The sequence below is a fragment of the Haloechinothrix alba genome, from assembly GCF_900188115.1.
In the GTDB taxonomy this organism is placed as follows: Bacteria; Actinomycetota; Actinomycetes; order Mycobacteriales; family Pseudonocardiaceae; genus Haloechinothrix; species Haloechinothrix alba.
The window spans coordinates 244,185-259,084 of the sequence record NZ_FZNW01000004.1 but is presented as its reverse complement, the minus strand read 5'-3'; the positions used below and the strand labels follow the sequence as shown (position 1 = coordinate 259,084).

Here is a 14,900-nt window from a genome sequence, read left to right as displayed (position 1 = left end):
CACCGCCAACGTGCCGTGCCCGAACTCGGCCATCACCCCCCGCGAGGCCACCTCCGCCAGAATCTCCCCCTGAATCGCCGCCGCCTGCCGCTGCAGCACCTCCAAGGACTGCAGCGACTCCACCAACTCCTCCCGCGACGCCCGCCACCACTCGGTACCGGCAGCAGGAAGAGCGACATCCCCAGAAACAACCATCACCACCCATAATAGAACACATGTTCGAGTATGTCTACCGTGCACCCATCGGCGACGGCAACGGCCTCGCCGTCGAACCCCGCGACTAGCGTGTGACTTGTGGCGGACACGCTAGCCGGCTGGGAGGTCCTGATATGGCCAGTAAGTTCACCGAGCTCGCGAGCGACTGTGCCGATCCCCACGGTCTGGCCCGGTTCTGGTGCTCGGTCCTTGACTACGAGGTGCACGACGATGAGGACGGAATCGTCACCATCGGCTCCCCTCAGGTGCCCGAAGGCAGGAACCACATCGGCCCGGTGCCACCGGCGTTGACATTCGCGCACGTGCCCGAGGACAAGACCGCCAAGAACCGGCTCCACATCGACGTCAACCCGACCGACAGGGAGCAGGCCGAGGAGGTCCGCCGCCTGCTCGACCTCGGTGCTCGGCACACCGACGTCGGCCAAGGCGATGAGAGCTGGGTCGTCCTCGCCGACCCGGAGGGCAACGAGTTCTGCGTCCTTGCCGACACCCGCCCCTGACCTGGGGCCGCGCACCACGCCGGTTCACCCCTGCGGGACCGAACGCAGCAGCTCGCGCAGGCCGTCCGCGTCGAGCAGGTCGGCCGGGCGCAGGGTGCGATTGGACCGTACGTAATGGAACGCCGCACGCACCCGCTCCAGCGGCGCCTCCGCCAGTGCCGCCCACGCCACGCGATACGCGGCCAGCTGCACGGCCAGCGCAGGCATCGCCTCCTCGCTCGGGACGGCCCCCGTCTTCCAGTCCACCACGGTCCAGCCGCCGTCCGGGTCGGCGAAGACCGCGTCCATCCGGCCGCGCACGGTCACCCCGTCGACGTCGCAGGCGAACGGGACCTCGACGTCGTGCGGGGTGCGCACCGCCCACTCGCTCGCCTCGAACGCCTGCCGCAGGGCTTCCTGGCCCGCTTCCTCCACCGCGCCGGTGTCCGCCGCACCCGGCAGATCGTCGAAGTCGAACAGCCTGCCACCGGCGAAGCGGCGTTCCAGCCACGCGTGAAACGTGGTTCCCCGGCGCGCGACGGTGTTCGGCGGGCTCGGTAGCGGCCTGCGCAGCCGAGCGGCGAGCGCACCGGGGTCGTCGGCCAGCTCGACGAGCTGGCTTACCGACAGCTGACCGGGCAGCCGCACCTCGGTGGTCGCCGAGCGGGCCCGCTCCCGCTCGGCGAGGAGCACGTCGGTATCAGCTGCCCAGCCTTCGGGGTCCTCGGTGTCCCCGTCGTCGGCGCCCTCCGGGTCCGCCTCCGCGTCGATCCGGGCACGCACCAGCGCCGCGCCCTCCTCCACCGCTGGCCGTCGCTCACCGAGCGGGTCCGCGGGCCACTCGCTCTCGCGCGCCGACTCCACGAACAGGTTCGCCGCGCCCTCCTGCGGCTGCTCCGCCCATACCTCGATCGAGCCGAGCGGCTCATCCCCGTCGGCGGCCTCCCGGATCCGCTCGGCGATCTCGGTGAGGAACGTCGACGGTCCGCGCGGCGTCGACCCGGTCTCGTTCCACCAGTACCCGGAGACCAGAAGCGAGTGCTCGGCACGGGTGAATGCCACGTAGCACAGCCTGCGCTCCTCCTCAGCGTGCCGCTCGCCGAACTCCTCCTCATGGCATCGCAGCGCCTCGATGACCTCCTTGCGATCAGCGCATCCGGACAGCTCGAGTTTCGGCAGGTCGGCGGCATCGCCCCGGAGCCCGGCAGGCAGCTCGGTCGGGGTCCTCAGCCACGAGCCCGACCGGCGCTTGCCGGGAAACACGCCGTCGACCAGGTGCGGTACCGCGACGATCCGCCACTCCAGGCCCTTCGCGGCGTGCACCGTGAGCACCTGCACCCTGTCCTCGGCCACCGTGACCTCGCCGGGTTCGAGACCGTTCTCGGCGTGCTCGGCTGTGGCGAGGTAGTCCACGAACGACAGCAACGTCGGAGCGGTCGCGTGCTCGGCGAACTCGGTGACGACCCTGGCGAACGCGTCCAGGTGCGCGTGCCCCGCACCGTCGGCCCGGCTGCCGGCCTCGACATCCAGGCGCAACGTCCGCTCCACATCGGCGACCAGCTCCGCCAGCGGCTGGTCGAGCCTGCCGCGCAGGGCGGCCAGATCGGCACCCAGTGTCCGGATCCTGCGGTAGCCCTCCGGCGAGTACCGCTCCGCCCCGCCCGGGTCGTCCACAGCGTCGATCAGGCCGGCCGACTCGGCCCGTTCGGACACCAGCGTGTCGGGATCGGCCCCCGGCTCGGCGGTGCCGGGCGAGTCGGCGGAGAGCTCGCTCGCCCTGCGGGAGAGCGCGGCGATGTCGGCCGCGCCGAGGCGCATCCGCGCACCCGTGAGCAGCCGCGCGGCCGCGCTCCCGGAGAGCGGTTCGGCCAGCACCCGCAGTACCGCGACGAGGTCGGCGATCTCGGGCTCGTCGAGCAGACCGCCGAGGCCGACGACCTCCACAGGCAGCCCGCGGGCACGCAGTGCCTCCGCGATCGGTGCCATGTCCGCCCGCCTGCGTACGAGCACTGCGGCGGTGGGCGAGTCCCCGCCCGCGCACGCCTCGAACCAGCGTCTTGCGACTTCCCCTGCCACCCAGGCCCGTTCGGACTCCACATCGTCGAGCAGCGCACACCCCACGTCGGCGGAGGCTGCCCCGGGGCGCGCACGCAGCTCGGCGACGGCACCCTGCCCGCGCAGCGGCCCGGACAGGGCGTTCGCGAGGCTCAGCACCTCGGGCGGGTTACGGAAACTGGTCAGCAGGCCGTACTCCGCTGCGGGCCCCACGGAGGTGCCGCGTGTGGCCGGGAAGTCGGTGGTGAACCGGGCGAGGTTGGCCGCGCTGGCACCGCGCCACCCGTAGATCGCTTGCAGCGGGTCGCCGACCGCGGTAACCGGAAGCGGCGTCCTGGTGCCCCGCCCGAACAGCTCCCGCAGCAGGACCCGCTGCGCGTGACCGGTGTCCTGGTACTCGTCAAGCAGCACGGCCCCGTACCGCTCCCGTTCGATCTCGGCGACCTCGGGGTGGTCCCGCGCCAGCCGCGCGGCCAGCGCCATCTGGTCGGCGAAGTCCAGCGCGCCCTCCGCGCGCTTGCGTCGCTCGTACTCGGCGACCAGCGGCAGCAGCTGCAGCCGGAAGCGCTGGCGCTCGCAGATCGTGGTGAGCTCGACGGGCAGGTCCGCGCGCTGCCCCTTCGCCCGCGGGGCCTGCTCGATCGCGTTGATCACCCGTTCCGAGTAGGAGACCAGCTCGGCTGGGTCCACGAGGTGCTCGCCCAGCTCACCTGCCAGCCCGAGCAGCCGGGCGGTGATCGTGCCCGGCACGGCATCGGTGTCGATATCGCCGTCCCACGTCGCGACCACCCGGTGGGCCAGCTGCCAGGACGCGGTCTCGGACAGCAGCCGTGCCCCCGGCTGCACGGGGATGCGCAGGCCGTGCTCGGACAGCAACCGCCCCGCGTAGGCGTGATACGTCAGCACTGTCGGCTCGCCTGCCAGCACCCGCGCGGCACGCTCTCCCGTCGGGTCCAGCCGGTCCAGCAGGCCCGAACCGACGAGCCTGCGCAGCCGCGCCCGAACCCGCTCGGCCAGCTGGCGAGCTGCCTTGCGCGTGAAGGTCAACCCGAGCACCCGCTCCGGGGCGACCGCGCCGTTGGCAACCAGCCACACCACCCTGGCGGCCATGGTCTCGGTCTTGCCTGCACCGGCGCCGGCCACCACGAGGCCCGGCTCTGCGGGCGCGGCGATCACCTCGGCCTGCTCACCGGTCGGCGCGGGCAGCCCCAGCGCGTCGGTAACGTCCTGCGGGCTGGCGGTCACGAGGTCACCTGTCTTCCTTCCGGCCGGAGCGGGCAGCACGCACGGACCGGGCAGCGCGGGCAGTCCGGGTTCTCCCGGGCGACGAACTCCGGGCCGACACTGGCCACCGCGGCCGAACGGACCACGTCCAGCCAGCGCGCGCGCCCGTTCTCGTCGAGCGGTTCCTGCGCGCGCTGGCTCGCACCGGTCTTGTTGTGGCTCTTGGCGGGGTACACCAGGCGAGCCCCACCCGGCTCGGCGGAGTCGGTCAGCGAGATCGCCAGCTGGTAGCTGGCCAGCTGTGGATGCTCCTGCGCGTCGGCGACACTGATCGGCGTCTTCGCGGTCTTGATGTCCACGATCACCGGCCGGCCCCGCGCGTCCCGCTCCAGACGGTCCATCCTGCCGCGCAGGATCACCTCAGGAACGCCCTCCTCGCCGGGAAGCTCCACCCGCACATCCGCCTCCACAGCCTCCTGGGTCAGCTCGTCGCGGGTTACCCGAAGCCATTCGGTGAAACTGTCCACCATCCTGGCGATCCGCTCGTGCTCCTTACGGGAGAACCACGGCGCACCTGCGTCGACGCGGGACCACGCCGCTGCCAACGCCTCGTTGAGCTCGTCGGCGGTCGCGCCGGTCGCCGCCGCGTGCGCAAGCCCGTGCACGATCGTCCCGGCAACGGCAGGCAGTTCCGCGGGGTCCGTACCGCCGTGCCGTTCCAGGACCCAGCGGAGCGGGCAGCGGATCAGGAGATCCACAGTAGATGGTGAGACCGATATGGGCCCGCCATCCGCGCGCAGCGGCGCCTCGGTCGACACGCCCGCGAGGCCGTACCACGAGTCCGGGTGCGCCCCACCGACACCCGCCCTGGCCAGCCTGGCAAGCTGACTGGCGGCGCGGGCGCGGCGGCGCTCGTCGGTGCCCGGGTCGCAGACCGCGGCACGCAGGTCACCCACGAGCCTGGACATCACAAGCGGGCGGGGCGCGCGCTCCGGCTTGCGTGCCGGGCCGGCGTCCTCACCCGCGAGCGGCTCGAGCTCATCCAGGAAGCGGGACGGCTGCTCGTCCTCCCCGGTGACCGCGCTGGCCAGCAGCCGCTCACGCGCCCTGCTCACCGCGACGTAGAGCAACCTCCGTTCCTCTGCCAGTACGGGCGCGACGGCCGAGACGCCCTTCGACCCGATCCCGGAGAGCAGGTCCACCATCCGCTCCACACCCAGCAACGAGCCACGCAGCCGCAGGTCCGGCCAGCTCCCCTCCTGGAGCCCCGGAATCGCCACGACAGTCCACTCGCGACCCGCGGCGGAATGTGCCGTCCGCAGCTCGACCCCCTCGGACTTGGCGGCAGCAGGGGCGAGGCTGTCTCCCGCGATCTGCTGGGACAGCAGGTAGTCGGCGAACCCGGTCACACCGGCATGCGGCAGCCTGTCGACATATTGACCTGCGGCGTGGAACAGGGCGACCACGGCGTCCAGGTCGGCATCGGCCTGCCTGCCGAGCGTGCCGCCCCGCTCCGACTGTGCGGCCCAGCGCTGCTGGAGGCCGCTCTCCCGCCACAGCTCCCACAGCACGTGCTCCACCCCCGCTCCCCCGTCGATGGCGGCACGGCCGGCGGACAGCACCGCGCTCACCCGGCGCAGCGCCCCGGCCTCGGAATCGGCGAGCCCGGTCAACGGGTCGCCCGACCGCAACGCCTCGGTGAGCAGGTCGTCGCTCGAGCGCTGTCCCCCCGAGGCCACCTCCAGCCTGCGCAACCCGCGCCGGAGCCTGCGTAGCGCGAGGGGATCCGCACCGCCGAGCGGTGAGGCCAGCAGCTCCTCTGCGGTATCGGCATCCACAAAGGATGGATCGGCAGCAGCGCGCAACGCGGTCAGCAACGGGCGCACTGCCTGGTTGCGCGCGAGCGGCTCGCCGGAGGCCGCCGCGGACACCGGCACCCCCGCGGCACGGAACGCGCGCAGCAGCACAGGGAACACACGGCTCGCCGAGCGCGCGAGTACAGCCATATCGGACCAGGCCACGCCATCCACCAGGTGTGCCCGGCGCAGCTGGTCGGCGACCCAGCTCGCCTCAGCGGCCTCCGTGGCGAACACCCGCACCGCGACGGAAGCCGGATCGCCATCGGGCTGCCTGCCCTGCTCCTGCCGCTTCCCGCGGCGTCCTGGCCGGTGCGCGGCGGCCCCGGGCAGCGACTCGGCGACCCGGGCCACGCACTCCCGGACCGGCCCGCCCAGCCGGTGGTCGTCCTCGAGTACGACGGTGCGCGAGCCGTCCGGATCGGCGCCGGAAAGCAGGTCCGGATCGGCGCCGCGAAACGAGTACACCGCCTGGTCGGGATCACCCGCGAGCACGAACTCCGTTGCGGTGTCACCGACCAGGCGCAGCAGCTTCCACTGCAGCGGGTCGAGATGCTGGGCATCGTCGACGAGCAGGAACCGGACACGGCCGCGTTCCCGCGCGAGCAGGTCCTCCTCGTCGATGAGCGCGTACACCGCGGAGGAGACCAGCTCGGCGGCGTCCAGCGCGGGCGCTGCCGGTGCCGCCATGGCACTGCCCCCGGCCCCTTGCAGCACGGTCACCTGCTCGTACTGCGACCAGAACCGGCCTGCTGCCACCCACTCGGGCCTGCGCTCGCGCTTGCCGAGCTTGACCATGTCCCCTGGCCCGAGCCCCCGTTCCGCGGCGCGAAGCAGCAGGTCGCGTAGCTCCTCGGCGAACGCGGGCACACCGAGTGCCTGCCGGAGGTTCGCAGGCCAGTAGTCCGCGCCGGACTCGAGGTCACCCGCGAGCAGCTCGCGGATCATCGCGTCCTGCTCGGGCCCGGACAGCAGGCGCGGCTGCTGCGTACCCTCCAGGCTCGCCTGCGCGCGCAGCACGCCGAAGGCGTAGGAGTGCACCGTACGCACGAGAGGTTCGCGCACGGTCCTGGGAACGCCACCGGTGTTCTCACGCGCTGTGACCAGCCGCGTGATCGCGTCCCGCAGGGAGTCAGCCGCGTGCCGCGAGGCGGTGAGCACCAGCACCTGCTCCGGATCCTGCCCGTGCAGGATGCGCCGCGCGGCGGCCTCCGCCAGCAGCGCGGTCTTGCCGGTGCCCGGCCCGCCGAGCACGCGCACGAAGCCGTCCCCGCCGTCCAGGACCCTGCGGGCCTGCTCGCCCCACTCGTGCGCGGACCCGTGCCTGCTCCCGCGCACCAGAGCCGGTCGCTGCGTCGAGGTCATACCTGTGATCGAACCATCCGCCACCGACGCGCCCGATACGGTGGGTCCATGGACGAGGCTCTGCACGAGCGGGTACGCGATGTGGTGGCCGCCATCCCGGAAGGCCGGGTCGCGACCTACGGTGACATCGCCGCGCTCGCCGGGGCGCCCACACCGCGGCTGGTCGGGCGTGTCCTGCGGGAGGACGGCGGTGACCTGCCGTGGCACCGCGTACTACGGGCCACCGGAAAGCCCGCGGACCACCTGGGCGGTGAACAGCTGGCTCGGCTGGCCGACGAGGGGGTACCGGCACGCGACGGCCGGGTCGAGCTGGGCCGGTACCGGTGGGATCCCCGATGAACGCCACGCGGCACCTGTGTGCCCGGCGCACGCCTAGCGCTGGGGCAGCTCCGCGGCGAGCAGCTTCACGAGCGCACCCAACCGCTGGCGCTGCGGCTGCACGACGGGGACGCCGTGCTCGACGAGCGGCGCTGCGGTGACCGGTCCCACGCACGCGCACAGCACCGTACGGCGTAGCGCGTCGATGAACGCCTCGTACCGGCCGTGCTCGCGCACCAGCGTGAGCAGGTTCGCCGCCGCGGGCGCGCTGGTGAAGGCGAGCGCGTCGATCTCCCCGGCGATGGTCGCTTCCGCCAGTCGGCACACCGCGTCGACGTCCTGCGGGTGCAGCCAGCGGTACGGCTGCAGCTCCACGACGTCGGCGCCCGCGGACTCCAGCGCGTCGACGAAATCCGGTAGCGGCGCGCCGTGCAGCTGCACGGCCACCCGGAGTCCCGCCACCCCGCGGTCCAGGAGGTAGCGCAGCACGTCGGCGTTGGTCTCCTCGGGCGAGGACCACTCCTCGGCGAGTCCCTCCGCCCGCACGGCGCCCTTGGCCTTCGGGCCACGCACCACCAGACGTGCCGCTCCCAGCTCGGAGCGCAGCCGGTCACCGAGCTCCCAGTCGGTCGCTGCCGATATCCATCCCTTCAAGCCCTGCCCCGTCGTGACCACGACCAGGTCGGCAGGCCGGTCGAGCAGCGCGGTGGTCGCCGAGCGCAGCCGCTCGTCCGTGGACAGCGGAACGATGCGGATCGTCGGGGCGTGCCGTACGGTCGCGCCCTGCCGCTCCAGTGCCGTACGGAACTCCTCGGCCCGCCGCTCGGCGGTGATCCCCACGGTGCGGCCCCGCAGCGGCTCGTCCCCCGCGGCACCACCTCGCCCGGTCATGGCACACCCCCGCTCGTCGCGGGCCACTGCGTCTCACTGGGTACGGTCATGCTTCCCATCATCGCAGCCCGCAGCTGGGGACCCCGCGAGCACGGCGGGCCGCTCCGCGCCGTGCGGCCAACCACGCCACGCCTGCAGGTACCGCCGGACGACCAGGTCGACAACGCCGATGGGCACGTCTGCGCGGCCTGCCGCGAACCGGCACAGCGGCTCGGCGACGGCATCGGCGCCACAGGCCGTGAGTGTGCGCTGGAACAGCCCGGGGGCCAGGAGCCAGGACGCCACGGCGACCCTGCCCGCCGTGGCGGCGCGCAGCTCACCGACGACGCCGTCGACGCTCGGGCCCGCGGTCGCCGCGTACCCGATGCGTACCGGCGCGCCGATCCGCGCGGCGAGCGCGCAGGCAGCGTCGTGGACCCCCGTCAACGCACGCGGGTCGGTCGAACCCGCCGCGGCGAGGACCACGCTGTCCCGCCGCGTGTACCCGGCGGCGCGGAGGCGGTCGAGCAGCACTCCGATCAGCTCGGGTGCCGGGCCGAACGCCGGAGCCAGCGCCACACGGTCGTGACCGCTCGCCGCGACCTGGTCCGGGATGTCTGCACGGACGTGGTAACCGCTGCCCAGGAACGCGGGAACGACCACAGCGGGTGCTGCCTCCTCGGCGAGCACATCGGTGACGCTCGGGGCGCGCACATCGGCGTAGGCGACCCGTACAGCGGTGTCGCGCAACACCTGCCGGACACGGGAGGCGAGCTGCTCGATCACGCGCTCGCCCTCCGGGGCGCGCGTGCCGTGCGCGGCGAGTACCAGCATGCCCTCACCACCCGGGCACGGCCTCGCCCGCAGGGCCTGCCTCCCGCGAGCCCGGTACCCGTGCCGGAGCGGTGACCTCGGATTCCGGGATCGCCAGGCGGTAACCCCTCTTGACGACGGTCTGCACAATGCGCGGGTCCCCCAGCGCCGTCCTGAGCCTGCCGACCGCCGTCTCGACCGCGTGCTCTTCCCCGCCGTTGGGCAGGCTCGCCAGCAGGTCCCTGCGGGACACGACCACGCCGGGGGTGCCTGCCAGCGCACGGAGAACCGCCATCGGCGCAGGGGCGAGCTCACGCAGCCTTCCGTCCACCACCACGGCCTGGCCACGAACCTGCAGGGTGTGCCCGGACACCAGGAACGTCGGTGCCCGCCCGGTCAGCTCGCACGACAGCGTGTACGCCAGCGCCCCCATCCGTGAGCGGGACGGCCGCAGCACGGGTACACCGGCCGAGACGAGAGGCCCGGCCGCGGCCGGTCCGACCGCGGCGACCAGCACGTCATGCCGCAGCGCATCGACAAACGACCCGTACCGCCCGGTACGTTCCGCTCTGGCCAGCATGCTCGCCGCGGCGGGCGCGCTGGTGAACGGCAAGGCGTCGATCAGCCCGTCCACCGTGTCGCCGATGAGCCGGTCGAGCGGCTCCGGGTCCGGTGGACGCACCCAGCGGTACACCGCGACGTCGACCACCTCGGCCCCCGCCGCGCGCAACGCGTTGACGACATGCGGCAGCGGTTCACCGTGTTGCTGGACCACGATGCGCCGCCCGGCCACGCCCGATCCGATCAGCTCCTCGAGCAGCCCCGCCGTACTCGCCGACGCGGGGGTGTGGCCCGCGTCGAGACCCGCTGCGCGGACCGCGCCGGCGGCCGCCGGGCCACGCGCGTACAGCTCGGCGCCACGGAGCATGTCGAGCAGCGCGTCACACCCGCCCCACGCCTCCGCGGCCTCCAACCACCCCCGGAACCCTAATCCGCTGGTCACGATGACCGTGTCGGCGGGTTTCCCGACCAGGCCTCGCGTGGTGTCCCGCAACTCGGTGTCGTCGGTGACGGGCATGATCCGGATGGACGGCGCGTAGCGGACCGCGGCCCCCTGCCGCACGAACAGGGCACCGAGCTCCTCCGCCCGCCGTGCCGCGGTGACGCCGACGGTGTAGCCGGTCAACGGCGGGAGCTCGGGTCCGGAACACGCGACTGTCACGGCCCGAGCTCCCGTACGAACACGACGCCGTCGTCGAGCAGCACGTCGAAGCTGCTCACCCGCACCGACGCGTCGTCGAGGCATTCCCCCGTTCGCAGGTCGAACCGTTCCTTGTGCAACGGCGACGCGACGAACGGCACCTCGTCGGTGTCACCGACGATCCCGCGCGCGAGCACGGCAGCCCCGCTGAACGGGTCTATATTGGACAGCGCGTACACCGTACCCGAAGGGTCGCGGAACACGGCCGCCTGCGCACCGCCGGGCAGCAGCGCTGCGACTCCGCCTGCTTCCGGGATGGCATCGACGGCGCACACGCGGGTCCAGGCCGTAGGGTCGCCGGTCTGCTCGACACCGCAGTTCATGACCTGCTCACCTCCGGGGTTCCCAGCAGCACAGGGACCTTCTGCGCACGCTCGGTGCGGAAGGAGATCGTCGGGTCGGGCGCCTCCGGGGCGTTGACGAACGATGTGAACCGGGCCAGCTTGTCCGGATCGGAGAGCACGGCGTTCCATTCGTCGACATAGTTGGCCACGTGCTCGTGCATGGCAGCCTCCAGCTCGGCACAGATACCGAGGCTGTCGTCGACGATCACCGACCGCAGGTGTTCGAGACCCCCGTCCATCTCCTCGAGCCACCGTGCTGTCCGCTGTAGCCGGTCAGCTGTGCGGATGTAGAACATCACGAACCGGTCGATGAGCCTGATCAGGGTTTCCGAGTCGACGTCCGAAGCGAGGAGATCGGCGTGCCTGGGCAGCGCCCCACCGTTGCCACCGACGTAGAGGTTCCAGCCACGCTCCGTCGCGATCACGCCGAAGTCCTTGCTCTGTGCCTCGGCGCACTCCCGAGCGCAGCCGGACACGGCTGCCTTGAGCTTGTGCGGCGAGCGCAACCCCCGGTACCGCAGCTCCAGCTCGACAGCCATGCCGACCGAGTCCTGCACGCCGTACCGGCACCACGTCCAGCCGACACAGGACTTCACCGTGCGCAGCGCCTTGCCGTAGGCATGCCCCGACTCGAACCCCGCGTCGACAAGGCGGCGCCAGATCCGCGGCAGCTCATCGACCGTCGCACCGAACATGTCGATGCGCTGCCCTCCGGTGATCTTGGTGTAGAGGTCGAACTCCCTGGCGATCTCGCCGATCGCGATCAGTTTCTCCGGTGTGATCTCCCCGCCAGGCACCCGTGGGACGACCGAGTACGTACCGTTGCGCTGCATGTTCGCCAGGTGCCTGTCGTTGGTGTCCTGCAACGTGGCGTGCTCGCCGTCCAGGATGTGGCCGGTGCCGAGCGAGGCCAGGATCGAGGCCACCGCCGGTTTGCAGATCGCGCATCCGCTGCCGCTGCCGTACCGGGCGATGAGCTCGCTGAACGTGGCGATGCCCGTTCCGGCGACGATCTCGAACAGCTCGGACCTGGACTGGGGGAAGTGCTCGCAGACAGCCGTGGACTGCTCGACCCCGCAGGAGTCGAGCAGCTTGCCGAGCAGGGGGACGCAGGAGCCGCATCCGGTTCCCGCGCCGGTGCACGCCTTGAGGCCGGCGACCGACTCGCACCCTCCCTCGTGCACCGCGGACGTGATGGCTCCCTTGGTCACGGCATTGCAGGAGCAGACCTGCGCCTCGTCCGGCAGCGCGTCGACCCCGACACCGCCGGCTGCCGCCCCGTCCGGGGACAGGATCGCGGCCGGATCATCGGGAAGGGCCCGGCCGACGAGCGTGCGCAGCGTGTTGAACTCGCCGGTGTCGCCGACCAGAACCCCGCCGAGGAGGGTCGTGCCGTCATCGGAGACCACGAGCTTCTTGTACGTGCCGGCGACGGCATCGTTGACGACGACCTCGAGGGCTCCCTCCGTCTGGGCGTGCGCGTCGCCGAAACTGGCGACGTCGACGCCGAGCAGTTTCAGCTTGGTCGAGGTGTCCGCTCCGGGGAAGGTCGCCGGGTGCCCCGAGGTCAGCTGCGCGGCCACCGCCTCGGCCATCGCGTAGCCGGGAGCGACGAGCCCGTAGGTCGTCCCCTGCACCGCCGCGCACTCCCCGATGGCGTACACATCGGCGATCCCGGTCCGGCACTGCTCGTCGACGAGCACCCCGCCACGCTCAGCGATCTCCAGCCCGCAGGAGCGGGCAAGGTCGTCCCTCGGCCGGATGCCTGCGGAGAACACCACGAGGTCGGCGTCCAGATCGGTACCGTTGCCCAGCCGCGCGACCAACCTGTGCCCCTCCGGCACGATCTCCGCAGTCGACGTCGCCGTGTGTACCGTGACGTCGAGCTCGGCGACCAGCCTCGCGAGCAGCGCCCCACCCCCGTCGTCGATCTGCAGCGGCATCAGCCGCGGCGCCATCTCGACCACGTGCGGGGACAGGTCCATGTCCCGCAACGCCTTGGCGGCCTCGAGGCCGAGCAGGCCCCCGCCGACCACGATCCCGGAGGCCCTGCCGCGCCCGTCCCGCGCACGCCGCGCGGCGGCGTGGATGGCGTCGAGATCGTCGATGGTGCGGTACACGAAACAGCCAGGCAGGTCGTGTCCGGGGACCGGCGGGACGAACGGGCGCGAGCCGGTGGCCAGCACCAGGGCGTCGTACGGTTGCGCCGTCCCGCTCGCCGTGGTTACCAGCTTGCGTCCGGTGTCGACGGCCGAGGCCGCATCGCCCAACTGCAGCTCGACGTGCTCATCGGTGGCGTGGTCCGCCCCGGGCAGCGCCAGCGCCTCCGCGTCCCACGAGTCTACATAGGACGACAAACCCACCCGGTCGTATGCCGGGCGTGCTTCCTCCGCCAGCACCACGATGTGCCAGTCCCCTGCGACGTCGGCGGCGCGGACCGCCTCGACCAGGCGGTGCCCCACCATTCCGTTCCCGACGACCACGAGCGTGCGACTCATCCATACACCTCCGCGAACGCGTTGCCTCCATCGTCACCGCCCGCCGTGTCCGGCCTGATTCCCCGACGTTTCGTCCGGGTTACCATCCGCGCGCGATGCCCGCGCGGGGCCGTGACCTCGACGGAACTGCTCACACCCTGGCGTAGGACAGGCTCGGGTACCGCCCGACGGCCACCCGGGTACGCAGGTAGAACCACCACGTCGTAACCAGGCACACGGTGTAGAAGCCGACCAGTACGAGCAGGGCGGGCGTGAGCGTGCCTGCCTTGTCGAGCGAGTAGTTGAACGACAGGTTCACGAGCACGCCCCCGAAGGCTCCGACGGCGCCCGCCACGCCGACCACCGCACCGCCCTGCCGCTTGGCGGCGTGCAAGGCGACGTCGAGATCCTCCCCGGAGCCTGCCGCCCGTGCCCGGGCTTCCGCGGAGAAGATCAGCGGGATCATCCGGTACGTCGAGCCGTTGCCGAGCCCGGTCAGCACGAACAACACGATGAACGAGCCGAAGAACAGTGCGAAGCTGTCCACGGCCACGCTCAGCAGCACGCTGAGCGAAGCGGCGCCCAGCCCCGCGAATACGGCCACGGTCACCGCAGCACCACCGGCCCTGTCCGCGAGCCAGCCACCGAGCGGCCGCGTCACCGCTCCGATCAGGGCACCGAGGAACGCGAGCCCGACGAAGGACGTGAACTCGCCGAAGGCCAGCCCGATCAACGTGGGGAACGCGAAGGAGAACCCGATGAACGAGCCGAAGGTTCCGATGTAGAGGATCGACATCACCCACGTGTGCTTGTTGCTCATCGCGTTCCGGTACGAGACGCCGTCCGGCCGCGCGGAGCTGATGCTGTCCATGAACAGCCACGCGCACGCCGCGGCCACCACGATCAGCGGCATCCACATCAGCGCGGCGTAGGCCAGGTTGATCCCGGTGCCCATGGTGATCACGACCGGCACGACGAGTTGCGTGACCGCGACACCGAGGTTTCCTGCTGCCGCGTTCAGCCCCAGGGCGATCCCCTTCTTCCGCTCCGGGAAGAAGAACGAGATATTGGCCATCGACGAGGAGAAGTTGCCGCCGCCGAAGCCCATGGCGGCAGCGGTGAGCAGGAAGAACCAGTACGGCGTACCCGGGCTGGTCACCGCGTACGCCAGCATCAGGCAGGGGATCATCAGCAGGAGTGCGCTGGCGGTGGTGAACGCGCGCCCGCCGAACCTCGGGATGGCGAACGTGTACGGCAGCCGCAGTACGGCACCCACCAGGTTCGGCACGATCAGCAGCCAGAACGTCTGGCCGACGCCGAAGTCGAACCCGACGGCGCCGAGGTTGACGACCACGATGCTCATCAGCACCCAGACACTGAACCCGATGTTCTCCGCGAGGATCGAGAACGCCAGGTTCCTGTTCGCGACGCGCCGCCCGGTACGTCGCCAGAACGCCGGGTCCTCGGGCTCCCAGTGATCGATCCACCGGCCCTTCCGTCCGGTCACGCGCTGCTCGACCGCTGGCTCGATGACGGTGGTCATCTCCACACCTCCTGTGCCCCGACGCGGCAGTCGGGTGCCGGGCACGTCCGATCACAAGCTCGACGTCACGCTATGGGCC

10 protein-coding genes and 1 pseudogene are annotated in these 14,900 nt (G+C 71.9%); 2 read left to right on the top strand and 9 right to left on the bottom strand.

The annotated features are described in order from the left end of the window. A pseudogene (locus tag CHB84_RS22275) lies at positions 1-195 on the bottom strand (HNH endonuclease signature motif containing protein); the annotation flags it as partial. Positions 196-329: 134 nt separating this feature from the next. On the opposite strand from CHB84_RS22275, the gene CHB84_RS05140 reads away from it, so the two are divergent. Next, the gene (locus tag CHB84_RS05140) at positions 330-716 is read left to right on the top strand and encodes a VOC family protein (protein WP_089300307.1); all 387 of its coding nucleotides are present in this window, start codon (positions 330-332) and stop codon (positions 714-716) included. A 24-nt stretch (positions 717-740) separates the two neighbouring features. Here the strand turns inward: CHB84_RS05140 and CHB84_RS05135 are convergent, their stop codons facing one another. Together CHB84_RS05135 and CHB84_RS05130 are read right to left on the bottom strand one after the other, a co-directional pair. Continuing rightward, positions 741-3,995, bottom strand: a complete 3,255-nt coding sequence (locus CHB84_RS05135; RefSeq protein WP_089300306.1) for an ATP-dependent helicase — start codon at positions 3,993-3,995, stop codon at positions 741-743. Continuing rightward, positions 3,992-7,195 carry an ATP-dependent helicase gene (locus CHB84_RS05130; RefSeq protein WP_089300305.1) on the bottom strand — a complete coding sequence of 1,068 codons (3,204 nt, stop codon included), beginning with the start codon at positions 7,193-7,195 and terminating at the stop codon, positions 3,992-3,994. The genes CHB84_RS05135 and CHB84_RS05130 overlap by 4 nt, the downstream gene beginning before the upstream one ends. 48 nt (positions 7,196-7,243) lie before the next feature. Between CHB84_RS05130 and CHB84_RS05125 the strand changes: the two genes are divergently transcribed. Then, positions 7,244-7,534: an MGMT family protein gene (locus CHB84_RS05125; RefSeq protein WP_089300304.1), complete on the top strand. Its 291-nt coding sequence runs from the start codon at positions 7,244-7,246 to the stop codon at positions 7,532-7,534. A gap of 33 nt (positions 7,535-7,567) precedes the next feature. Here CHB84_RS05125 and CHB84_RS05120 read toward each other — a convergent pair whose 3' ends face one another. The 6 genes from CHB84_RS05120 to CHB84_RS05095 form a co-directional block, all read right to left on the bottom strand. Next, positions 7,568-8,404, bottom strand: a complete 837-nt coding sequence (locus tag CHB84_RS05120) for a uroporphyrinogen-III synthase (protein ID WP_089300303.1) — start codon at positions 8,402-8,404, stop codon at positions 7,568-7,570. 33 nt (positions 8,405-8,437) lie between these two features. Then, positions 8,438-9,217 carry a sirohydrochlorin chelatase gene (locus CHB84_RS05115; RefSeq protein ID WP_089300302.1) on the bottom strand — a complete coding sequence of 260 codons (780 nt, stop codon included), beginning with the start codon at positions 9,215-9,217 and terminating at the stop codon, positions 8,438-8,440. Positions 9,218-9,221: 4 nt separating this feature from the next. Further along, positions 9,222-10,418: a uroporphyrinogen-III synthase gene (locus CHB84_RS05110; protein ID WP_245818563.1), complete on the bottom strand. Its 1,197-nt coding sequence runs from the start codon at positions 10,416-10,418 to the stop codon at positions 9,222-9,224. Beyond that, a complete protein-coding gene (gene nirD / locus CHB84_RS05105; protein WP_089300352.1) occupies positions 10,415-10,780 on the bottom strand; it encodes a nitrite reductase small subunit NirD in 366 nt (121 codons plus the stop codon). Before nirD ends, CHB84_RS05110 begins: the two co-directional genes overlap by 4 nt. After that, positions 10,777-13,299: a nitrite reductase large subunit NirB gene (gene nirB, locus CHB84_RS05100; RefSeq protein WP_089300300.1), complete on the bottom strand. Its 2,523-nt coding sequence runs from the start codon at positions 13,297-13,299 to the stop codon at positions 10,777-10,779. Before nirB ends, nirD begins: the two co-directional genes overlap by 4 nt. A gap of 130 nt (positions 13,300-13,429) precedes the next feature. Continuing rightward, entirely contained in the window at positions 13,430-14,821 is a 1,392-nt protein-coding gene (locus tag CHB84_RS05095; protein ID WP_089300299.1) for an MFS transporter, read from the bottom strand. Between the last annotated feature and the right edge of the window lie 79 nt (positions 14,822-14,900).